Origin of the sequence: Leptotrichia sp. HSP-342 (genome assembly GCF_041199995.1) — a bacterium.
Classification (GTDB): domain Bacteria; phylum Fusobacteriota; class Fusobacteriia; order Fusobacteriales; family Leptotrichiaceae; genus Leptotrichia; species Leptotrichia mesophila.
The window spans coordinates 1,613,600-1,635,435 of record NZ_CP165646.1 but is presented as its reverse complement, the minus strand read 5'-3'; the positions used below and the strand labels follow the sequence as shown (position 1 = coordinate 1,635,435).

The 21,836-nt window shown below is 31.1% G+C and carries 25 protein-coding genes and 1 pseudogene; 22 read left to right on the top strand and 4 right to left on the bottom strand.

Going from position 1 to position 21,836, the window contains the following annotated elements:
• The first annotated feature begins 4 nt into the window (after positions 1-4).
• From obgE to AB8B23_RS08375, 3 genes are all read left to right on the top strand, one after another.
• Positions 5-1,288, top strand: coding sequence for a GTPase ObgE (gene obgE, locus AB8B23_RS08385; protein ID WP_369712368.1), 1,284 nt, complete (start codon positions 5-7; stop codon positions 1,286-1,288).
• A gap of 125 nt (positions 1,289-1,413) precedes the next feature.
• Positions 1,414-2,271, top strand: a complete 858-nt coding sequence (gene miaA, locus AB8B23_RS08380; RefSeq protein WP_369712367.1) for a tRNA (adenosine(37)-N6)-dimethylallyltransferase MiaA — start codon at positions 1,414-1,416, stop codon at positions 2,269-2,271.
• A 33-nt stretch (positions 2,272-2,304) separates the two neighbouring features.
• Positions 2,305-2,754 carry a PTS sugar transporter subunit IIA gene (locus AB8B23_RS08375; protein WP_021743971.1) on the top strand — a complete coding sequence of 150 codons (450 nt, stop codon included), beginning with the start codon at positions 2,305-2,307 and terminating at the stop codon, positions 2,752-2,754.
• 49 nt (positions 2,755-2,803) lie between these two features.
• Here the strand turns inward: AB8B23_RS08375 and AB8B23_RS08370 are convergent.
• Positions 2,804-3,379, bottom strand: a pseudogene (locus AB8B23_RS08370) (IS30 family transposase).
• A gap of 415 nt (positions 3,380-3,794) precedes the next feature.
• Between AB8B23_RS08370 and AB8B23_RS08365 the strand changes: the two are divergent.
• The 7 genes from AB8B23_RS08365 to AB8B23_RS08335 all read left to right on the top strand — a co-directional run bounded on the left by AB8B23_RS08365 (position 3,795) and on the right by AB8B23_RS08335 (position 6,887).
• Positions 3,795-4,181: an adhesion protein FadA gene (locus AB8B23_RS08365; protein WP_021744632.1), complete on the top strand. Its 387-nt coding sequence runs from the start codon at positions 3,795-3,797 to the stop codon at positions 4,179-4,181.
• 57 nt (positions 4,182-4,238) lie between these two features.
• Positions 4,239-4,589, top strand: coding sequence for a hypothetical protein (locus tag AB8B23_RS08360; RefSeq protein ID WP_369712366.1), 351 nt, complete (start codon positions 4,239-4,241; stop codon positions 4,587-4,589).
• 57 nt (positions 4,590-4,646) lie between these two features.
• On the top strand, positions 4,647-5,318 hold the full coding sequence (locus AB8B23_RS08355; protein WP_369712365.1) for an FAD-I family protein: 672 nt from the start codon (positions 4,647-4,649) through the stop codon (positions 5,316-5,318).
• A 53-nt stretch (positions 5,319-5,371) separates the two neighbouring features.
• Entirely contained in the window at positions 5,372-5,578 is a 207-nt protein-coding gene (locus AB8B23_RS08350) for a hypothetical protein (protein ID WP_039901432.1), read from the top strand.
• Positions 5,542-6,078 (top strand): OmpA family protein, encoded by a 537-nt coding sequence (locus AB8B23_RS08345; RefSeq protein ID WP_369712364.1) that lies wholly within the window; start codon positions 5,542-5,544, stop codon positions 6,076-6,078. The genes AB8B23_RS08350 and AB8B23_RS08345 overlap by 37 nt, the downstream gene beginning before the upstream one ends.
• A gap of 243 nt (positions 6,079-6,321) precedes the next feature.
• The gene (locus AB8B23_RS08340; protein ID WP_369712363.1) at positions 6,322-6,579 is read left to right on the top strand and encodes an IS630 transposase-related protein; all 258 of its coding nucleotides are present in this window, start codon (positions 6,322-6,324) and stop codon (positions 6,577-6,579) included.
• A 203-nt stretch (positions 6,580-6,782) separates the two neighbouring features.
• A complete protein-coding gene (locus AB8B23_RS08335) occupies positions 6,783-6,887 on the top strand; it encodes a hypothetical protein (protein WP_369713924.1) in 105 nt (34 codons plus the stop codon).
• Positions 6,888-6,992: 105 nt separating this feature from the next.
• Here AB8B23_RS08335 and AB8B23_RS08330 read toward each other — a convergent pair whose 3' ends face one another.
• The 3 genes from AB8B23_RS08330 to AB8B23_RS08320 all read right to left on the bottom strand — a co-directional run bounded on the left by AB8B23_RS08330 (position 6,993) and on the right by AB8B23_RS08320 (position 8,854).
• A complete protein-coding gene (locus tag AB8B23_RS08330) occupies positions 6,993-7,367 on the bottom strand; it encodes a transposase family protein (protein WP_369713923.1) in 375 nt (124 codons plus the stop codon).
• Positions 7,368-7,375: 8 nt separating this feature from the next.
• The gene (locus tag AB8B23_RS08325) at positions 7,376-7,816 is read right to left on the bottom strand and encodes a transposase family protein (RefSeq protein ID WP_369712362.1); all 441 of its coding nucleotides are present in this window, start codon (positions 7,814-7,816) and stop codon (positions 7,376-7,378) included.
• 117 nt (positions 7,817-7,933) lie between these two features.
• Positions 7,934-8,854 carry a cation diffusion facilitator family transporter gene (locus tag AB8B23_RS08320; RefSeq protein ID WP_369712361.1) on the bottom strand — a complete coding sequence of 307 codons (921 nt, stop codon included), beginning with the start codon at positions 8,852-8,854 and terminating at the stop codon, positions 7,934-7,936.
• A gap of 252 nt (positions 8,855-9,106) precedes the next feature.
• Here AB8B23_RS08320 and AB8B23_RS08315 point away from each other — a divergent pair, with 252 nt between their 5' ends.
• The 12 genes from AB8B23_RS08315 to AB8B23_RS08260 all read left to right on the top strand — a co-directional run bounded on the left by AB8B23_RS08315 (position 9,107) and on the right by AB8B23_RS08260 (position 21,830).
• Positions 9,107-9,937 (top strand): tetratricopeptide repeat protein, encoded by an 831-nt coding sequence (locus tag AB8B23_RS08315; RefSeq protein WP_369712360.1) that lies wholly within the window; start codon positions 9,107-9,109, stop codon positions 9,935-9,937.
• Between the two features lie 22 nt (positions 9,938-9,959).
• The gene (locus tag AB8B23_RS08310; RefSeq protein ID WP_369712359.1) at positions 9,960-10,913 is read left to right on the top strand and encodes a DUF4037 domain-containing protein; all 954 of its coding nucleotides are present in this window, start codon (positions 9,960-9,962) and stop codon (positions 10,911-10,913) included.
• 67 nt (positions 10,914-10,980) lie between these two features.
• Positions 10,981-11,604: a DUF4125 family protein gene (locus AB8B23_RS08305; RefSeq protein WP_369712358.1), complete on the top strand. Its 624-nt coding sequence runs from the start codon at positions 10,981-10,983 to the stop codon at positions 11,602-11,604.
• 24 nt (positions 11,605-11,628) lie between these two features.
• Positions 11,629-12,000 carry a hypothetical protein gene (locus AB8B23_RS08300; protein WP_369712357.1) on the top strand — a complete coding sequence of 124 codons (372 nt, stop codon included), beginning with the start codon at positions 11,629-11,631 and terminating at the stop codon, positions 11,998-12,000.
• Between the two features lie 372 nt (positions 12,001-12,372).
• The gene (gene carA / locus AB8B23_RS08295) at positions 12,373-13,455 is read left to right on the top strand and encodes a glutamine-hydrolyzing carbamoyl-phosphate synthase small subunit (protein WP_369712356.1); all 1,083 of its coding nucleotides are present in this window, start codon (positions 12,373-12,375) and stop codon (positions 13,453-13,455) included.
• A 131-nt stretch (positions 13,456-13,586) separates the two neighbouring features.
• Positions 13,587-16,772, top strand: coding sequence for a carbamoyl-phosphate synthase large subunit (gene carB, locus AB8B23_RS08290; protein ID WP_369712355.1), 3,186 nt, complete (start codon positions 13,587-13,589; stop codon positions 16,770-16,772).
• 140 nt (positions 16,773-16,912) lie between these two features.
• Positions 16,913-17,902 (top strand): YiiG family protein, encoded by a 990-nt coding sequence (locus AB8B23_RS08285; RefSeq protein ID WP_369712354.1) that lies wholly within the window; start codon positions 16,913-16,915, stop codon positions 17,900-17,902.
• Positions 17,903-17,999: 97 nt separating this feature from the next.
• Positions 18,000-18,560: an RNA 2'-phosphotransferase gene (locus tag AB8B23_RS08280; RefSeq protein WP_021743133.1), complete on the top strand. Its 561-nt coding sequence runs from the start codon at positions 18,000-18,002 to the stop codon at positions 18,558-18,560.
• Positions 18,561-18,621: 61 nt separating this feature from the next.
• Positions 18,622-19,602: a Gfo/Idh/MocA family protein gene (locus tag AB8B23_RS08275; RefSeq protein WP_369712353.1), complete on the top strand. Its 981-nt coding sequence runs from the start codon at positions 18,622-18,624 to the stop codon at positions 19,600-19,602.
• 535 nt (positions 19,603-20,137) lie between these two features.
• Positions 20,138-20,389 carry a hypothetical protein gene (locus tag AB8B23_RS08270; RefSeq protein WP_369712352.1) on the top strand — a complete coding sequence of 84 codons (252 nt, stop codon included), beginning with the start codon at positions 20,138-20,140 and terminating at the stop codon, positions 20,387-20,389.
• Positions 20,390-20,401: 12 nt separating this feature from the next.
• On the top strand, positions 20,402-20,926 hold the full coding sequence (locus tag AB8B23_RS08265; protein WP_369712351.1) for a hypothetical protein: 525 nt from the start codon (positions 20,402-20,404) through the stop codon (positions 20,924-20,926).
• Between the two features lie 154 nt (positions 20,927-21,080).
• Positions 21,081-21,830: a glycosyltransferase family 2 protein gene (locus AB8B23_RS08260; RefSeq protein ID WP_369712350.1), complete on the top strand. Its 750-nt coding sequence runs from the start codon at positions 21,081-21,083 to the stop codon at positions 21,828-21,830.
• Positions 21,831-21,836: the final 6 nt, after the last annotated feature.

The window sequence follows — 21,836 nt, the reverse complement described above, 5'->3', positions numbered from 1 at the left end:
TAAAATGTTTATAGATGAAAGTGTAATTACGGTAATTTCTGGAAATGGAGGAGATGGAGCGGCTACATTCAGACGTGAAAAATTTGTTCAGTTTGGAGGGCCTGACGGTGGAGATGGCGGAAAAGGCGGAGATATCGTCTTTATCGCTGATCCAAATATTAACACGCTTGTAGATTTTAAGAGCAGTAAAAAATTTAAGGCACAAGACGGAACAAAAGGGGCTGCTGCACGTTCTACTGGAAAATCAGGTGAAGACTTGATTATAAAAGTTCCAGTTGGAACAATGATTAGAGATTTTGAAACAAATAAACTGCTGCTTGACTTGGACAATCCAAATGAAAAAGTAATATTTCTAAAAGGTGGAGATGGCGGACGTGGAAATATCCATTTCAAGTCATCAGTAAAAAAAGCTCCAAGAATAGCAGAAAGTGGTCGTGAAGGTGTAGAATTAAAAATAAAGCTGGAATTAAAATTGCTGGCTGATGTGGCTCTTGTGGGTTATCCAAGCGTAGGAAAATCAAGTTTTATTAATAAAGTATCAGCTGCCAAATCAAAAGTTGCAAGTTACCATTTTACTACATTAAAGCCTAAATTGGGAGTTGTAAGAATGGGAGATGAGGAAAGTTTTGTTGTGGCGGATGTGCCAGGTCTTATTGAAGGAGCTCATGAAGGAGTAGGGCTTGGGGATAGATTCCTAAAGCATATTGAAAGATGTAAATTGATTATTCACATTGTGGATATTTCAGGATTGGATGGACGTGATCCTAAGGAAGATTTTGTGAAAATAAATCACGAATTAAAAAATTACAGTGAAAAATTGGCAAATAAACCTCAAATTGTTGTGGCTAATAAGATTGATATGCTTTATGAAGATGAAAAATATGATGAATTTGAAAAATTTGTTAAAGAAAAAGGTATAAAATACGTTTACCCAGTATCTGTAATTGCAAATGAGGGACTAAAGCCGGTTTTATCAAAGGCATGGGAATTAATTCAGGAAATACCTAGGGAAGAACTAGAAGAAGTTCATTCTGTTGAAGAGCTGATTCAGGAAAATAATAAAAAAGATGACTGGATTGTTAAGAAAACAGCTGACAATGTATTTGAAGTGGATGGACGTATTGTGGATGATGTACTTAAAAAGTATGTGTTTATTGGAGAAGAAGGAATAATAAATTTCCTTCAGAAGATGAGAAGTCTTGGAATGGAAACAGAGCTTGAAAAAGCTGGGGTTGAAGAAGGAGATATTATAATTATTGCTGGGTATGAATTTGAATATATAGTTTAGTAATAAATTTTTTTTAAAAGATTTTCAGTAAAGATGTGGTTTACTTATAATGGGAGGTAAAGAAGATAGTAGTAAGGAAAAAAGGAATTGTAATCGCAGGTGCAACTGGAGTAGGAAAAACAGACTTGTCGATAAAGCTTGCTAAAAAGATAGATTCAGCAATTATATCAGCAGATGCTTCTCAGATTTATAAGGAGCTGGATATAGGAACAGCTAAGATAACAAGTGATGAAATGCAGGGAATACAGCATTATATGATTGATGTTATAAACCCTGATGAAGACTATTCTGTGGGAGATTTTGAAAAAACTGTAAATAATATTTTGAATGAAAATGGTGAAAAAAATGAGAAAAATATTATTATTACAGGCGGAACAGGACTTTATATAAAATCAATTACAGATGGATTTGCAAAACTGCCATCAAAAAATGCGAAAATCAGAGCTGATTTAGAAAGCAAAAGTATTGAGGAGTTACAGAAAATTCTTAAAGAAATGGACGAAAAGTCGTATACTGAAATTGATTTGTCTAATAAATTGAGATTGGTTAGAGCAATTGAAGTTTGTATTTTGACCGGCGGAAAATTTAGTGAGCTACGTATACAAAATATAAGAAATAATAATTATGAGTTCTTAAAGATATTTCTTACTAGAAATAGAGAAGAGCTTTATGAACGGATTAATAAAAGAGTTGAAATTATGATTGCAAAAGGACTTGTAGAAGAAGCAAAAAAAGTATATAATAAGTATACAGAAAGTCTTTATAAAATATCTTCAATCGGATACAAGGAACTATTTAAATATTTTGAAGGAAAAATCACGCTGGATGAAGCGATTGATGAAATAAAAATGGAGAGTAGAAGATATGCAAAAAGACAGATGACTTGGTTCAAAAAAGAAAAAAACTATATTACTTATAATTTATCAGAAATGTCTGAAAAGCAAGTGCTAGATGATATTCTGAAAAAATGGGAAAAATTTTAGAAAGGAGATTACAGGAAAATCCTGTAAAAAAACATGAAAATATTAGAATATTTGGTACCAGAAAGAATAAAAGTAAATTTAGAAGGTAAAACAAAGGAAGAAATTATTAAGGAAATGGCACAATTATTTGTGAAAAGTGAAGTTCTTGATTCAGAAGACTTGGAAGAATTCGTAAAGGAAATAAATGAAAGAGAAAAATTAACACCAACTGGAATGCAAGATGGAATAGCTATTCCACACGCAAGAACACCGCTTGTAAAAAAACTTTCACTTGCTTTAGGAATTTCTCATGAAGGAGTAGATTTTGAAAGTATGGATGGGGAACCTTCAAAATTAATTTTTATGATTGCTGCTCCAGAAGAAACAAAAAAAGAACATTTAGATTTATTGGCTGAAATTTCAAAATTATCTTACGAAGAAGAATTAGTTGAAAAAATCGAAAAACTTACCAACGTGGAAGAAATTTTTGAAACATTAAAATAACCTCTATTATTTTGTTTCATAAATTGCAATATTAATTGCGACATTTTACCTAATTTTTTTTAGAACTAATTTCGTGTAAAAATTTTTCAAATGTCGTTGCATAGTTTAAACATTTTCTTGGTCTCGAATTTATCAGCATTAAAGTTCTTATCAAGTCTTCTGTATCTATTTTTGATATGTCGGTCTTCTTTGGATAAAATTCTCTTAGAAGACCGTTGCTGTTTTCATTGCAGCCTCTCTGCCATGAGCAGTAAGGATTTGCAAAATAGAAATCTATTCCCAACTTTTCCACTTCTTCTCAGCACGAAAATTCCTTCCCCCTGTCTGATGTGAAAGTCTTGAATGCTCCTTTTGAAATATTGGCTGTCAGCCGTTTTATTGCTTCCAGCATTGAATTTTTGCTTCTATCTTTCATCTTTATTGCTACATAAAACCGTGTCTTCAGCTCCACAAATGTTGCAAAGCAGGCTTTGCTCTCTCCTCTTGCTGAAACTACCGATTCTAGCTCCCAATGCCCAAAAACTTCTTTTTTCTTGACTTCTTCAGGTCTATCGCCAATTGACTTCCCAATATTGAATTTTCCTCTTGTTTCTTTATTAGAAGTCTTTGTATTGGCATCTACCAAGAGTATTCATCATTAGTTCATTTTATCTTACAATAAATGATTGCCTTGTGCCTATTAAGGATTTAAGCAATTTTAGAAATTTTGTAATTTTTTTAGCAGAACCTGCAGAACCTCGAGTTTATTTCTTTCATTCGTGGTAAAACATTTATGGCTCATGATATATTTCTTTTCGTTATTTTTGTCATTACTAAGATTTTAACACAAAATTATCATGATTTTTTAATTTTTTTTAGTTTGTCGCAATTATTATACAATCTATGATAAAAAAATAATTTTATGTCTTATTTTGAAAAATTAATTGTATTTTTTTATATAATTTGATATAATAAGAGCAAGTGATGATGAGTAAGTGATATATTTAGTGGTTTCACATTCATTTATTGTTATGAAATTAAATAATTAGGAGGAAAAACGAATGAAAAAGACAATATTCTTTTTAGTTGGAATAATGATGGTTTCATCAATAGGTTTCTCTGCTAAAAAACAAAGCATCGAAAGTAGTATAGATTCAATTGATAACCAATATGAAGAATTGCTAAAAAAAGAAGAAGCGCAAAAAGAAAGTTATAGAAGCCAAAAAGCACAATTAGAAGCTGAATTGGAAAAATTGAAAGTTCAACAGTCTGATAAAGAAAAAGTAGTTGAGAAATTAAGAGTAGATTCTGAAGTAAGATGGCATAGAGAAAAATATAAAAAAATTCTTAAATATAATGAACCTATTCTTAAAAATTTAAACAAGAATATAGCAGAAAAAGAACAAAAGATAGCAGAATTGGATACATTATTATCGGTAATGAATTAAGAAAGGAATGGTAATATGAAGATGAAAAAAATTTTATTATGTGGAATAATAGCAGTATTGAGTATACCTATGATGGCAGAATCTTCACAAGAAATATTGAAGCAAGCTAGAAATGAATACTATAAAAATCTAGATATATCTGACGACATACAACCAGAAGTAACTAGAGAAAAAATAGTAACAATTGATGAAGAGGGTGTGGTAGATGAATCATCTGAAAGAGTTAAACCAAAATCATCAATTGAGAAATTAGAATACAATGTGGCAAAAGCCATAGATAGAATTGATTTCTATGAAAGAGTAGTAAGAAGTGTACAAAGAGAAGAAAAAGAATTAGGCGTATTTGATAGTGTTTTAGCAAGAGATGGAGTTAAAAAGGCTAAAAGAACTAGAAAAATAGCTAAATAAGTATATTCAAAGTAAGAAAAGACAATATTTCATAAATATTATCAGAAAGGAAAATCAATGAAAAAAATATTAGGATTAATAGCTATAATGACGTTAGCGTCAAGTCAAATATCATTTTCTGCTAAATCGGATACTGATGCTGCAGTTCAAAGATTAGTTAAAGTGGCTAAACAAAGACAAGCACAAAAAGCTAGAAACGCAGCAAGGGGTGTTTCAGAAGATGTTACTGTGGTTCCAGTTGAAGAAATAGAAGAAGTTACAACCACAACATTTTCTCCAGATTTAAATGAAGCTGCACGTCAAAAAGCAGAAGAAGCAAGAGAAGCTGCACGTCAAAAAGCAGAAGAAGCAAGAGAAGCTGCACGTCAAAAAGCAGAAGAAGCAAGAGAAGCTGCACGTCAAAAAGCAGAAGAAGCAAAAATTCAAGCAGCTATAAAGGCTGCTGAAGAAAAAGAAGCTGCACGTCAAAAAGCGGAAGAAGCAAAAATTCAAGCAGAAGCAAAGGCTGCAAAAGCAAGAGAAGCTGCTCAGAAAAAAGCAGAGGCTAAAAAATTAAGAGCACAAAGAAAAAATATGTCTGAAAGTAAAATGATGGACGTAGAAATTCAAAGAATTAAGAGTAGAGTTGAAAAAATCAACGATAATATTGAAAAATATCATAAAACTAACGAAATGTTAGATCAAATGGAACAAAGATTAGACAATATTCAAAACAAAATGAACTATTAATTTAGAGTTTTGTAAAAAATAAATTCAGATATATTAGAAAGGAAATGAAAAATATGAAAAAGTTAGCATTATTATTAGTAGGATTAGGAGCATTATCTTGTACAAATGCAAAATTAGTAGATTACAATACAACTAGATTAAATCATATTGAAGATTATTTGAATGAAAATAAACCAAATCCTGGTAGCCAAAGATACAGATCTTTAGAAAGAGAGGCTGAAAAATGGGTAGAAGAACAACAACAAGAACAGCAACAATAATTGCATTAGGGTTGTTAGTTGCTTCACCATTAATGGCAAGAAAGCTGACAACAACTCAAATGAGAGAAAATACAATCAGAATTAATGCTCTTGAACTTGAAGAACCAGTACCACAACCTGTTCCAGAGCCACAACCAGAACCACCAGTAAACGAAGAATTCGTACTTGATTCTGGAAGATTGAACTTCGACTTTGATAAGTCAGTAGTTAAACCTCAATACTTTGAATTATTAAGAAATGTAAAAGATTACGTCGAACAAAACAACTTGAGTTTAACAATTATTGGACATACAGATTCTAAAGGTACAGACGCTTATAATATGGCTTTAGGAATGAGAAGGGCAAATGCAGTTAAAGCTAAATTGTTAGAATTTGGATTAGATCCTGCAAGAATCATAGGTGTAGAATCAATGGGAGAATCTGATCCAATCGCTCCTAATGATACTGAACAAGGAAGATTTGAAAACAGAAGAATCCAGTTCAAAGCTACAAGAGATTAATTTTAATTATATTAAGATTGATAAAAATATTTTTATAAATTGTCTAGTTGTTTCTTTATTGAAACGATTAGACAATTTTTTATTTATAAGGAAATTATAGTGAAATTTATACAAAACCGACCTAAAAATATGGTATAATAACTTTATGGCATATGAAAAAAATTATAGAAAAAGAATTTTAAATTTTTATTACGAAAATGCAAAAACAAAATATTATTTCAGTTCAACATAAGTTCCAGCACATTGTACGGATGGATAAAACTTAAGAAGGAAGCAGGAGATCTTTCATCAAGAACACGGAAAAGAAAATTTAAGGTGCTTGATCCTGAAAAACTTGATGAATATATTAAAAATCCAGAGAATGCAGATAAATACATCCGTGAAATAGCAAAAGATTTTGGCTGTGGAAAGGAGACAGTGAGAGTAGTGCTGAAAAAATTAGGATACACAAGAAAAAAAACAGACAAAATACAGGGAGCAGGACGAGAAAAAAATAAATAGATATTTAAAAAAATTATCAGAAGCAGGTTCAGGCAGAGAAATAATCTATATTGATGAAACAGGCTTTAACGAATATTACTACCGTGAATACGGCTGGAGTAAAAGGGGAATATCTGTTGAAGGGAAGAAAAGAGGATTAAGATATTCAAGAATAAATCTGGTTGCTGGAAAAATAGGGAATGCACTGATTTCATAGAAAAAGGATATTAGAAAAGATAATTAAGGAAACAGAGTATTGTCTATCATTTTTTCCACTGTATTCACCAGATTTAAATCCAATAGAAAAAGTATGGGCCAGTAAGACATAGCCCATAATGATAATACACTTGAGGAAGCAGTTACTTCTGTGTTTTATTTGATAAGATGGCCCAGCTTTAAATAGATTTTACTATATATTAGACCTGTTCGACAACCTATAGTTCAAAATTATAAATTGCACAAATTAACGAAAATCTCAGGACAAATTTTCTTCTCTTGTTTCTATAACGTGTAGACACTATCCTAAATCTCTTGATATGTCTGTTCACATGCTCTATGTAAATTCTACGTCTTGAAATAATTGAATTGTATTTCTTGTCCTCCTTAGTTAATTTGTGCTTTTTTATCGATTTTTTAGGCACCAAGCTGTTGCCGTGTATCTTATCTATGCCTATGTATCCCTTGTCGGCAATTAAAAGGACATCTTTTGAAAAATACACACGGCTTCTACAGAACAGCCTGAAGTCATGAACGCTCCCGTGCGAAAACGAGACGTTGAGTATACTTAAATCCTTTTCGTCTGCGACTATCTGAGCCTTTATCGTGTGCTTTTTCTTTTTTCCCGAGTAATATTTTCGCTGTTTTTTTTAGGACGCTCAATTTCACATTCCGTAGCATCAACCATTACGGCTTCTATCTCAGTGTCCCTGACAAGTTCCCTTTTTTTGGGCAAAGAAAATTCCTCGCTTTTTATCAAGATGTTTTCAACCCATTTAACGCACTCACAGATGGTACTTTTTGCAACACCATATTCAAGGGCAATATTTTCCATAGTTTTATAGTCATGATAGTATGAAAGCATAATTACAAGTCTGTCAAGAACAGATAGTTTTGGCGGATGTCCGCCTCTTAAATGTTCAATTCTGTATGATTCATTCAAAAGTTTCAGCATTTTGTCAAAGGTATTTTTTTTAATGCCAAAAATTTTCTGATAGTTTTCTTCTTTAAGTTTTTTTATTTTTCCAACATTATTTATCATTTTCATCACCAGTATTATTATACCCTGATATTGGTCTTTATACAAGTTGTCGAACAGGTCTATTATATCTTATTTTTCAGTTAGTTTAATGGGATTTTATGATTAAAAGAAAAATAACTAAAGATGTGGATTTATTTCAGGATTTTCAATTTGAACTGTCACATGCTCTATTCCGTATTCATTTTTTAAAAGTTTTACTACATCATTTACAATCTCGTAATCATTTACACCATCATACTCATCAAGTAAAATATGAAATGAAATACTTATATTTTCTTCAGAAATATTCCATAAATGGAATTCATGAATATCCTTTATTTTATCAATTGTTAAAATTTTAGCATAAATTTCGTCGATATCTAAATCGCTGGGAACAGCTTCCATTAAAATAAAAAACGCCTCTTTTGCAATTTTTAATCCACCAGTAAAAATAACAACGCTTATAATCACACTTATTATTATGTCAAAAATAACAAGATTAGTTAATTTCAAAATAATCGCAGCAATTATAACTCCAACCGAATTTAGTGTGTCACCTAAAAAATGCCATAATGCACTTTTTACATTAAGATTATTTTCTTTTTTCAAACTTCTCATAAGTACAAACATAAGTATTATATTAACCAAAAGTCCGATTACTGCAATTGTAAACATCGTAAAAAAATCAACATGCTCTGGATTGAAAAGCCGTTTTACAGCTTCAATAACTATTCCGACTGAAATTATCATAAGAGCCAGTCCATTTATGAATGCAGAAATTATCTCAATTCTCAAAAATCCGTAAGTAAAATTCTTGTTTGGCTTTTTGGCTGAATAAAATACCGCTATAATGCTGAATAAAAGCGCAACAACATCCGAAAACATATGAAATGAATCTGAAATAAGTGCAAGTGAACCACTAAATATTCCACCAAATAATTCAACCAAAGCAAAAAACAGTGTCAGCAAAATTGAAGTTGTCAAAGTTTTCTTTGATTGTGCCTGATATTTATAATGCTTTATATGATGGTACTTAAAATCAATTTTTTTTTTATTCATCTTATCTTTCCTTCTTTCCTCTAAAAATATTTAATCTATTTTAATTATATAATGGGAGTTTTTTTATTTCAACAACATAATTTTATTTTATAGCAAAACTATTTTGAAATCTTAAAATTATTTTTAATATTGTTGCAGATTGCAATTTTGTATGGTAAACTTTTGTTAGAAATAATAATTAAAATGGATTCAAATCATACTTTTAGAACATAAAAGTTAAGTAATAAAATTAATATAAAGGAGAAATATAAAATGTCAAATATATTTGAAAAAAAAATTAGAATAAATGAATTGACAAACTTAAGAAAAGAACTTATGCAACAGGGAAATGTTGTGGAAGAGGTTAAAGTATTAAAGGAATTGGCAGAACTTACAGAAGATGTTTTTGGTGAGGAAAGTGATGAAAATATTAAAATTTTGAATGAAGTTGGGGGAACTCTTAAATATGTTGGAGAGTTTGACACGGCAAAAGATGCTTTGCTGAAGGCACAAGGCTTTATTGAGAAAAAGTATGGCAAAGACAGTATTCCTTATGCGACTTGCAGTCTTAACCTAGCTGAAGTTTACAGATTTATGAAAAAGTATGATGACATAGAGAATATTTATCTTAATACCATGAAAATTTACGAAAATAACAATTTACAGAATGACTATGTTTATGCGAGCGTATGCAATAATTTGGCTTTATTTTATCAGGAGCTTGAAAGATATGAGGAAGCGATTGAGTTGCAAGAAAAAAGTCTGGAAGTATTGGAAAAAGTTGGAGAAAATCCTATTCAGTATGCAATTACACTAAGTAATCTTGTACAGCCTTATTTGAAAGTGAAAAACAAGGAAAAAGCTGAAGAATACTTGCAAAAATCACTGAAACTAATCGAAAAGGAAGTTGGAAAAACTCATAACTTGTATGCAGCAGTCCTTAACAATATGGCAACTTTTTATTTTGCAGAAAATGAATATGAAAAAGCATTGGAATTATTTGAGGAAAGTGCTGAAATTTGTGAAAAGACATTTGGAAAAGAAAGCAATAATTACAAAAATATTTTGGAAAATATTGAAGTTGTGAAGGAAAAAATGGTTTAGATTTTTAGAATAAGGAGAAAAAATGGATTCAAATAAAATAAAAGGACTGGAACTTTCAAAAAGATATTTCGAAGAAATTTATCTGCCAGTTATAAAGAGTGAATTTCCAGAAGTTTTTGAAAAAATGGCGGCTGGGCTTGCGGGAGAAGGTTCCGAGTGTTTTGGGTTCGATGATGAAATTTCGCAGGATCACGATTTTGGGCCGTCCTGCTGTATTTGGCTGAGTTCAGAAGATTATGAAAAATATGGACTAAATTTGCAGAAAAGGCTTAATGAATTGCCAAAGGAGTTTTTGGGCTTTAGAGCATTGAATATGAGCGAGTTTGGAGATGGACGGCGTGGTGTCCTTAATATGGATGACTGGTTTTTCAAGTTTTTGGGAGATGTAAAGGCACCTGATAATTTGTATGATTGGCGATTAATCCCAGAAGAATTGCTAGCAACAGCGGTTAATGGAGAAATTTTTATGGATAATTCAGGACAATTTACAAAAATTAGAAATGATTTGAAAAAATATTTTCCAGAAGATATACGACTTAATAAAATTGCCACAAGATGTATGAAAATGGCACAATCTGGGCAGTATAACTATTTACGATGTATGAAAAGAAATGAAATTGTGGCAGCAAGGCTGGCGGAAACTGAGTTTATAAATGAGGCAATACATATGATTTTTCTATTAAATAAAAAATATAAACTTTTTTACAAATGGATGCCAAGAGCCTTAAAAAACTTGAAAATCTTGGGAGAAAAAACTTATTTTCTAATTGAAGAACTGGTAAAATTGCCAACTGGTGCGGTTAATCGAAAATTTCAAATTATTGAAGAAATAAGTGCTGATGTAATTACGGAAATGAAAAATCAAGATATTGTCCCAAGACAATTAACAAGTGACTTTTTACAGGATTATGGGCCTTTTGTGCAAAATAAAATTGAAGATGAGAAATTAAGAAACTGGAATCCTGCGATGGATTAAAATAGAAAATTTAAAGAACAATCAACAAAATTAGAGAATATTGGATCTTAAAATAGGAGAATTGAAAATGGAAATAGAAATTAGCAAAAAAGAAAGCTTTATTAGACAAATTTTAAAAAGGGAATGGGAATTTTTTCAAAATGTACATCATACAGAAGGAAGAGCAGAATGTCAGGATAATCCTCAGGAATTTGAGATTATGAGAAGAAGCCAATGGGAAACATTGCCTGATGAAATTCTGGAAAGTTATTTGGAAGACTTGATTTTGGCAAAACATCATGGAGAAAACATTGTTCAAGATAAATATGCCAGAATGATGAAATACAGTTCTCCAAAAGAATACGAAATTATTAAGGAGTATTTGCCTAAAATTTCACAAGAAAAGGAAGAATTGGTACAAAAAATAGTAGAAATTTATTTGCATTGGGAAGAAGAAATAATAAAAAAATATCCAAAAGTTACTTCAAAAGGGCGTCCTTTATACTCAAAATACGACACACCAAACTATACTTCAATTGAAACTTACTTGAAGGGAGAATTATCATCATATTCAGTAAAAACATTGAAATTATATTATGAGTATATTCAGAGCTGTGTTACAAATAACATAAACTTAGCAGAAAATAATTTGGAAAATATTGTACTGGAAAAGGGATACAGTTCTATTGAGGAAGCAGAAGAAAGTTTGTAAATTTATAAGTTGGAGGGAAGATAAATGGCAAAAGTGAAGGAATTAATAGAACGTGGATTAGAATTATTTTCAAGAAATAGTGTAGGCAGGCTAGAAAAGTTTTTTGAATCAGCAAAACAAGAAAATCTAGACATAAGTTCAATTGATAAAAAATATATGAAATTTAAAAGAACTAAAAAGAAAAAACGATTTACAACAATTTTTAATTATTTTACTTTCGGATTTTCAGCAATAGGAAGAATGGCAAATATGGCTTATGATGCTGAAAGAAAGGAAGAATTTAAAAATGAAAGAATGAAATTGCAAGAGGAAATAAAGGATGTATTAGCGAATGAAAATATGGATGATAATTCTAGGGAGCTATTACAAATAATGGATTTCTATTTATATGATTAAAATTACGAATTAGGTTTATTGTCAAATCAAGTGAAACAAAAAGTAAAAATTAATTTTTGAAGTTATTAGGATATTTCTGAAAATTCTGAATCAGAGATATTTTTAATAATTACTTAAATTTGTTGCATTTGATTATACAATACACCCAAACATTTGTTACAAAAATAATTATTTACCATTATTGATAAAACTAAAAAAATATAGTATAATTATGAGATTAGAGATGTTAGTAAATACATTCAGACTTTTGTTAAATACATATCTAGAATTTGAATTAAAATAGTTTACTATATCGCAAATCAGACACGTTAATGACAATTGAACAAATTTTAAAACAAATAGTATCATTTAAAATTTAGGGAGGTAGTATTTATGTACGCATTGGATAAACAGCTTGTTTTAGAAGATGGTAGTGTGTATAAAGGGTATGGATTTGGAGCAGATGTGGAAATGGCTGGGGAAGTTGTTTTTAATACTGCGATGACTGGGTACCAGGAAACTATTTCAGATCCATCGTATAATGGGCAGATTATTACATTTACTTATCCATTAATTGGAAATTATGGGATAAATAGGGATGATTATGAAACTATTAATCCAAGTATTAAGGGAATTATAACTCGTGAAATATGTAGAAAACCTTCTAATTTTAGAAATGAATTTACATTGGATGAAGTTTTGAAAGACTTAAATATTCCAGGAATTTCTGGAATTGATACACGTAGTCTGACAAAGAAAATAAGAGAGCATGGAACGATTAAAGGAATTATCGTTAGTGCAGACAAAGATTCGCAAGAAATTGCAAAAAATTTAAAAATCAATTCGTTACCAACCAATCAAATCGAACAGGTATCGACAAAAAAAGCATTTCTTTCATCTGGAAGAGGGATGAGAGTTGTTCTTCTTGACTTAGGAATGAAATCAGGAATTATGAGGGAACTTAACTCAAGGGACTGTGATATTGTCGTAATGCCACATAATGCAACTTCTAAAGAAATTTTAAGACAAAAACCAGACGGAATAATGTTAAGCAATGGACCAGGAGATCCTATAGATGTTCCAGAAACAATTGCTACAATTAGGAAATTAATAGATAAAGTGCCAATTTTTGGAATTTGCATGGGACATCAGCTGATTTCACTTGCCTGTGGAGCAAAGACATATAAATTGCTATTCGGACATCGTGGAGCAAATCAGCCAGTATTAAACCTACAAACTGGAAAAGTTGATATTACAGCACAAAATCATGGATATGCTGTAGATATTGATTCTTTGAAGGATACAGAGCTGGAATTAACACATATTGCAGTAAATGACAGAACCTGCGAAGGTGTAAGACATAAAAAATATCCAGTATTTTCGGTACAGTATCATCCAGAGGCTTCTCCAGGACCACATGACCCAAATTATTTATTTGATATGTTTATTGAAAATATGAAAAAGAATCGGAAATAATAATTTTAGAACTATTGATTGAAAACAAATTTTTTAGTTTATTTTAGGTAAATTTGTTACATAAAATTAAAAATTATAAAATATTGAAATAAAAGCGTTGATAAAAATTAATAGCAAGGAGATGTAGGGAAATGCCTAAACGAAAAGATATAGAAACAATTTTAGTGATTGGATCTGGGCCGATTATTATTGGACAGGCTGCTGAATTTGATTATGCGGGGACACAGGCGTGTCTATCATTGCGTGAAGAAGGGTACAAGGTTATCCTTGTAAATTCCAATCCTGCAACTATTATGACAGATAAGGAAATTGCAGATAAAGTATATATTGAGCCATTAACTGTTGAATTTGTGTCAAAAATTATAAGAAAAGAACGTCCAGATGCCTTGCTTCCTACTCTTGGAGGACAGGTTGGGCTAAATCTGGCTGTGGAACTGCATGAAGCAGGAGTACTGGAAGAATGTGGAGTAGAGCTGCTAGGAACTAAGCTTGACTCTATTAAGCAGGCGGAAGACAGGGAACTGTTCAGAGATTTGATGAATGAACTGGGAGAGCCTGTGCCTGAATCGGATATTATTCATAATTTGGAAGAGGCACGTAGATTTGTGGAAAAAATTGGATACCCTGTGATTGTGCGTCCTGCCTTTACAATGGGAGGAACTGGTGGAGGAATCTGCCATAATGATGAAGAACTGGAAGACATTGTTACAAATGGACTTAGATATTCGCCAGTAACACAATGTTTATTGGAAAAATCAATTTCAGGATATAAGGAAATTGAGTATGAAGTAATGCGTGACAGTAATGATACAGCGATTGTTGTATGTAATATGGAAAATATTGATCCAGTTGGTATTCACACGGGAGATTCGATTGTAGTAGCACCTTCGCAAACGTTGACAGACAGGGAATATCACATGTTAAGGGATGTTTCGTTGAAAATAATAAGAGCGTTGAAAATAGAAGGTGGATGTAATGTTCAGCTGGCACTAGATCCATATTCATTCAATTATTATATCATCGAGGTAAATCCGAGAGTATCACGTTCATCGGCACTTGCTTCAAAGGCGACAGGTTATCCAATTGCAAAAATTGCCGCAAAAATTGCAGTTGGATTGACACTTGATGAAATTATAAATCCTGTTACCAAAAATTCGTATGCGTGCTTTGAGCCGTCACTTGACTATGTTGTAAGTAAAATACCGAGATTTCCATTTGACAAATTTGAAAAGGCAGATAGACATCTAGGAACTCAAATGAAGGCAACTGGAGAAGTAATGGCTATTGGTAGAACTTATGAGGAAAGTTTGTTAAAAGCTATTCGTTCACTTGAGTACGGAGTACATCACTTGGGGCTTCCAAATGGAGATGAATTCAGCTTGGAATACATTTTGAGAAGAATCCAGAAAGCTGGAGATGAAAGATTGTTTTTCATTGGGGAAGCATTAAGACGAGGAGTTACTCCGCAGGAAATACATGATATGACAAAAATTGACATGTTTTTCCTTGATAAAATGAAAAATATTATTGATATTGAAGTGGAATTGAAGGCAAATGTAAATAATCCAGATGCACTGCTGTTTGCCAAAAGATATGGATTTTCAGATAAAGTTATTGCACACCGTTGGAATACGACAGAAGATGAAGTTTACAAACTTCGTGAAAAATGCAATATTAAGCCTGTGTTTAAGATGGTTGATACCTGTGCGGCTGAATTTAAGTCAGAAACACCTTATTTTTACTCGACTTATGAGCAGGAAAATGAAAGTGTTGTAGGAAATAAGAAAAAAATTATTGTACTTGGCTCAGGACCTATTAGAATTGGGCAAGGTGTTGAATTTGACTATGCTACAGTTCACGCTGTGAAGGCGATAAAAGAGTCTGGCTATGAGGCAATTATTGTAAATAACAACCCAGAAACTGTTTCAACGGACTTTTCAATTTCGGATAAGCTTTATTTTGAGCCACTTACAGAAGAGGATGTTATGGCAATAATTGAACTTGAACAGCCAGAAGGCGTTGTTGTTCAGTTTGGTGGACAGACGGCAATTAACTTGGCTGAAAAATTGGCAAGACATGGTGTTAAAATATTGGGAACAGCACTTGAAGAAATTGATAATGCGGAAAATCGTGATAAATTCGAGGCATTGCTGCATAAATTGAATATTCCTCAGCCTCTTGGAAAAACTGCGTTTGATACGGAAACTGCTGTAAAAAATGCGGCTGAAATTGGATACCCTGTTTTAGTACGTCCATCTTACGTATTAGGTGGAAGAGCAATGGAAATCGTATATCGTGAAGAGGAATTGCGTCAATATATGGAAAATGCTGTAAAGGTGTCTCCTGATCATCCTGTGCTTACTGACAGATATTTAGTTGGAAAGGAAATCGAAGTGGATGCAATTTGCGATGGGGAAACGGTTGTGATTCCTGGAATTATGGAGCATATCGAAAGAGCGGGAGTCCATTCTGGAGATTCTATTGCGGTTTACCCTCCACAAAGCATTACAGATTCACAAAAACGTACATTAATTGACTATACAACAAGGCTTGCAAAGGGATTAAATATTATAGGGCTTTTGAATATTCAGTATGTAATTAGTGATGGAGAAGTTTATGTATTGGAAGTAAATCCTAGAAGTTCAAGGACAGTTCCATTTTTAAGCAAGATTACAGGTGTTCCTATGGCAAATCTTGCTATGAAGGGAATTCTTGGAGAAACATTGAAAAGTAAAGGATACCAAACTGGATTAATTGAAGAAAGCAAACATGTGTATACAAAAGTTCCTGTGTTCAGTTTCCAAAAACTGAAAGATGTGGACACAACGCTAGGGCCTGAAATGAAGTCTACAGGAGAAGTTATGGGAAGTGATGAAAACCTTGAAAAATCACTTTACAAAGGGCTAATTTCATCTGGAATTAAAGTCAAGGATCAAGGAAGCGTATTGTTTACAATTAGTGGAACGGCAAAAGAGGAAGCTTATGGACTAGCTAAGAGATTTTCCCGGTTAGGTTATCATATAATGGCTACGAAAGGTACAGCCAGATATTTTGAGGAAAAAGGGCTTCGTGTTGAAACAGTTGGAAAAATTGAAGAAGAAGGAAAATATGAACACGATGTGCTAGGGCTGATTTATAAAGGACTTGTTGATATGGTAATAAATACAGCTGGTAAGAAAAAGACTGCAAGAAACGATGGATTTAAAATCAGACGTGCTGCAAGCGAGCAGGAAATAGCATGTCTTACTTCACTTGATACAACGGACGCTTTACTGAAAGTTCTTGAATCCATTTCATTTAATGTAAGTTCGATATGATTAATTATTGATTTTATCAAATAAAATAGAAATAAATTTTAAAAATTACCAATTTCGTTAGTTTTATTTTGAATAATAGGATTAGGGAAATTGGTAAAATTTTTAAGTAAAATAAAGAAATAAAAGGTAATGGAGTAAAAATGAACTATAAAAAAATAATATTAATAGGATTTCTTTCGATTTTTTTATTTTCCTGTGATGATACATTTAAGGAAATTGGAAGAAAATTGAGTATAAAAAAAGTAAAAAATGAAGAGATGGAGAAGTACAACGGTTATATTGAAATCCATAATAATTTAACAAATATTGAGAATGAAATTTCAAAATATATTGATGTGGCTGGAGAAGGCAAGGAAATAAATGCACAGGAAATGGGGACTCTGGAAAACATTCCTGTTATTAAAATTGATAATACTGTTATCCAAAAACTTGAAAAAAATATAAATTCTAAATTTAAGATGGAAAAGCTGGATAATTCTTCCAAAAAATTATTGCCGATTTTAAAAGAATTAAAAACAGTAACGGATTTCATGACAAATTACTATGGAAAAAAAGAACATTTGGCAGATGGCTTTGCAAAAGGGCAGCAATTACATACAGATTTTTTGAAAGTTTATAAAAGATATAAAGAAAGTTCAAATATTTTTAAAACGGAAGTGGAAAACAAATCGAAAGAAAGAATACAGAAGATATTGGAAACATATAAAAATGAAGGAAGTCTGATAAAATACAATTTGGCGGTTCTTATAAATAATTGTGAAGATTTTGTGGATAAAGTGGATAATCAGAAAATTAGTATGACAACCTTTATAAAAGGTGATTTGGGAAAATTAAAAAAAGCACAACAAAATATTTTAACAGCTTCAACTAGCTTTCAAAAAGTAATTACAAACGAAAAACAGATAAAAAAAGAAAATTATACAAAAGAAAAATTGGAAATATTTAACAAACAGCTTGCAGAATTTGAAAAATCGGTTACAATATTTATTAGGGAAATTGAAAAAAGCAAGTCGATGAGCAAGAGTGAAATTGAGAAGAAGGTTTATACGGAGGATATGGTTGGGACTCCGAACGATGTGATTAAAAAGTATAATAAGTTGGTAAATGATTATAATAATTTGATGAATTAACTATTTATTGTTTTAATATAGCCGATTTTATTTTCAAAAAAATTAAATAAATAAAGATTTAATTTACTTAATAAATTATATAGAAAAAAGGAGAACCGTGAAAAAGAAATTAACAAGATTAGGAAAATTTATAAGCTTGATTTTAAGGCATAAGCCTGAGATGATTGGAATTGAACTGGATAGGAATGGATGGGCTGATGTAAATGAGCTTATTAATGGAATAAATCGCTCTGGAGATGTTGAAGACGGAAAAGAGGAACGGATAAATTTTGAAATTTTGGAGGAGATTGTAAGGAATAACAGTAAAAAGAGATATGAATTTAATAAAAATTTGACGAAAATTAGGGCTTGTCAAGGACATAGCATAGATGTTGACTTAGAATTGAAAGCTGTTAAGCCTCCTAAAATTTTGTATCATGGAACAGCGGATAGATTTTTGGAGCAGATAAAAAAAGAGGGGTTAAAAAAGAAAAGCAGGCAATTTGTACATTTGTCAGAGACGGAAGAAACGGCATATTCTGTTGGTCAAAGACACGGAAAACCATTTGTAATAAAGGTTTTGGCTGAAAGGATGTACGAAGATGGAAAAGAATTTTTTATTTCAAAAAATGGCGTTTGGCTGACTAATGATATTGAAGTGAAATATTTGGAATTTTAAAATAAATTATCAAACCATTTTATTAATATAAAAAATAGAAAGATTAAAGAAGGAATTTTTTATGAAATTGGGAATTGTTGGTTCAGGGATGATTGTTCAGGAATTTTTGCCTAGTCTTGTTCAGTTGAAAGGACTGGAAATCGTGGGGATACAAGGGACAAAAAATAGTATTGGTAAAATTGAGGAAATTTGTAAAAAATATAGTATTCCGAAATTTACTGATGATTTTAACAAACTTTGTGAATTTGGAATTGATGCTGTCTATATTGCTGTTCCGAATTTTTTACATTTTGAATATTGTAAAAAAGCATTGGAAAAAGGTCTGAATGTTATTGTTGAAAAGCCGATGACAACTAATTATAGACAAGCTAAAGAATTGTCGGATTTGGCAAAAGAAAAAAAACTGTTTTTATTTGAAGCAATAACGACACTTTATTTTGAAAATTATAAAAAAATAAAAGACTGGATTGAAAAAATTGGAGATGTGAAACTTGTTCAGAGCCAGTATAGTCAGTATTCCAGCAGATATGACGCTTTTAAGAGAGGGGAAATTCTGCCTGTATTTGATTCTGAAAAAGCTGGAGGAGCATTGATGGACTTGGGGCTATATAACTTACATTATGTTTTAGGACTTTTTGGAAAGCCTGAAAATGTAAAATACTATGCAAATATTGAAAGAAATATTGATACTAGCGGAGTTCTTATGATAGAATACAAAAATTTCAATGCAATGTGTGTATGTGCAAAAGATAGTGAAGGGAAAAGAATAGGCATGATTCAAGGAAGTGAAGGAAAAATCATAAGTGAAGAAGCACCGTCACTTGTCGGAAAAGTCACATTGAAAATGTATGATGGAACAACAGAAAGTTTTGATGATGGATTTTCAAAAGATAGAGTTGTGCCTGAATTTAAAACATTCATTAGTGCAGTAAATGAAAATGACTTGGAATTTTGCTATAAACAGCTGAAAAAAAGCCTGTTGGTAAGCGAAGTGCAGACAAAAGCTAGACTTGAGGCGGGTATTAAGTTTCCGCAGGATTAATAAAAAGGGGGGGAGCTTTTTAATCAAGAAATTCAAAAAATTACTGCTTCAAATCTAAAAAAATTAAACATGGCTAGAAAAAAACATTTAGAAGAAATAATAGAATACGAATTGATAGAAAAAGAAAGGCAATAATTAGTAAAAATCAATTATAATGGTGAAAAGAATGGAAAAATATAAAAAATTTTGGGAAGCTGTGGATATAGAATATACTGAAAAAGAAGGAAAGAGAAAAGCAAATATTATACAAAAGAGTTACTAGAGAAATACGGAGTAAAAAAATATGTTAATTTAGTATTAGATTATGAGTTTATAGCATTTAAACCACTGCTCCATTGCAAAGATTTTGATCCAGAAACGAATGAAGAAGGGGAGGCTTTATTTTTTGACTTAGATTTTAGTGATGAAGTGTATGAAAATGGAAGAAAAAAATTAAGATGGTACTCTGAAAAAATTCATAAGAAGAAATATGGAAAAAATGCTAAAAAAATTGAAGTAAACTATGAAGAGTTAGATAATTACATACCAATAATAAGTGGAAGATATTATTCATATATATATATCAAAAGAAACAAATAAAATAGTACAGTATTCTTCATATTCAGATTTAGAGGATGAAAGTAAAGGAGTTTATTGGAAGTGGACAAAATTATCAGAAAATTTTGATGAATTTATTGAAAAACTGTATGTAGATCCAAAAGACAATAAAGAAATGTCTAAGGAAGAAAAAGAGCAACTGACAAAATTTGTTGATAGATTGCTGGAACAATTGGATGAAGAAAGATAGGAGATGATAGAAATGGATAGACAAAAGCATTTGGAAGAAATACTTGAGATAGAAGATTGTGAAGTGAGGGAAGAGGAAAGCTACTATTATGACGATGAATTTATAGAAAGTTTGGGAATTGAAAAAGAAGAATACAGAGATATGGTTAAAAAATATTCTGAAATTTATTTTAAGGAAACTGTATATATACCCATTGATGATGAGAATATAAATGATAAATTTATTTCGTATTTATATTTTGATGATGAAACAGTTGAAAGAGGAAAAAATATGCTTACAGAATTTGATGAGAGGGAATATGAAAAAAATCCTGATTTAAAAAGAACATATTTTTGGAGAAATAACTATGTGGCAATAGATGCGGATGAAAATGAGTACATATTTATTTCTAAAGAAACAAAGGAGATTTTTATGTATTATTTTGCTGAGGATATACATAAAATTTTTACTGAAGGAGGAAATAGGGAAAAATGGAAATGGATAAAATTAGGAGATAACTTTGATGAATTTTTTGATAAATTGTATTTAAAAAAATAATGTATATACTTTAAAAGTATGCTCGAACGTCTCTAATACCTAATTAATCGGAATAAATTTTTTATTTTAATAAAATAGTTGCCTTTTAATTTGTTATTAAAGCGGTTTGAGGATAAAATTTCTTAAAATTTTAAAAATGAAATAAGGAGAGAAAATGGATAAAGAAAAAGTTTCAATAATTGTGCCAATGTATAATGCAGAAAAGTTTATTGGAAAAACAATAGAATCAGTGCTTTCACAGACTTATGAAAATTGGGAAATGCTTATTATGAATGATGTTTCAACGGATAACAGTCTTGCAGTTGTAAATGAATATGTAAAAAAGGATGATAGAATAAAGGTTGTGAATACTGAAAAAAATATGGGGGTTGTAAAAGGGAGAAATCATTTGATTGATTTGGCAAATGGAAAATATATTGCATTTTTAGATGCTGATGACTACTGGCATAGCCAAAAATTGGAAAAGCAGATACAATTTATGAAAGAAAAAAATGCAGGTATAAGCTGTACAGAGTACACGAGAGTTAAGGAAAATGGCGAAAAAATCAATGAAGTTGTAATTAAATCAGAAATTTCCTATACTGATATGCTGAAAAATAACTATCTAGGCTGTCTTACAGTTATGTATGATGTGGAAAAAGTTGGGAAGCGATATTTTAAGGAACTGGCGAAAAATGAGGATTATGTACTTTGGCTGGAAATTGTGAAAGATGTGAAAACAATTTTTGGACTCAAGGAGAATTTGGCTTATTATCGAGTGCTGGATAATTCGCGTTCGAGCAATAAGGCTAAAACGGCAAAAGTTCGTTGGGAAATTTATCGAAAAGTTGAGAAATTACCGTTTTTGAAGTCAGTTTATTATTTTTTACATTATGCAGTTAGGGCTGTGCTAAAAAGTAAATAAAATAAA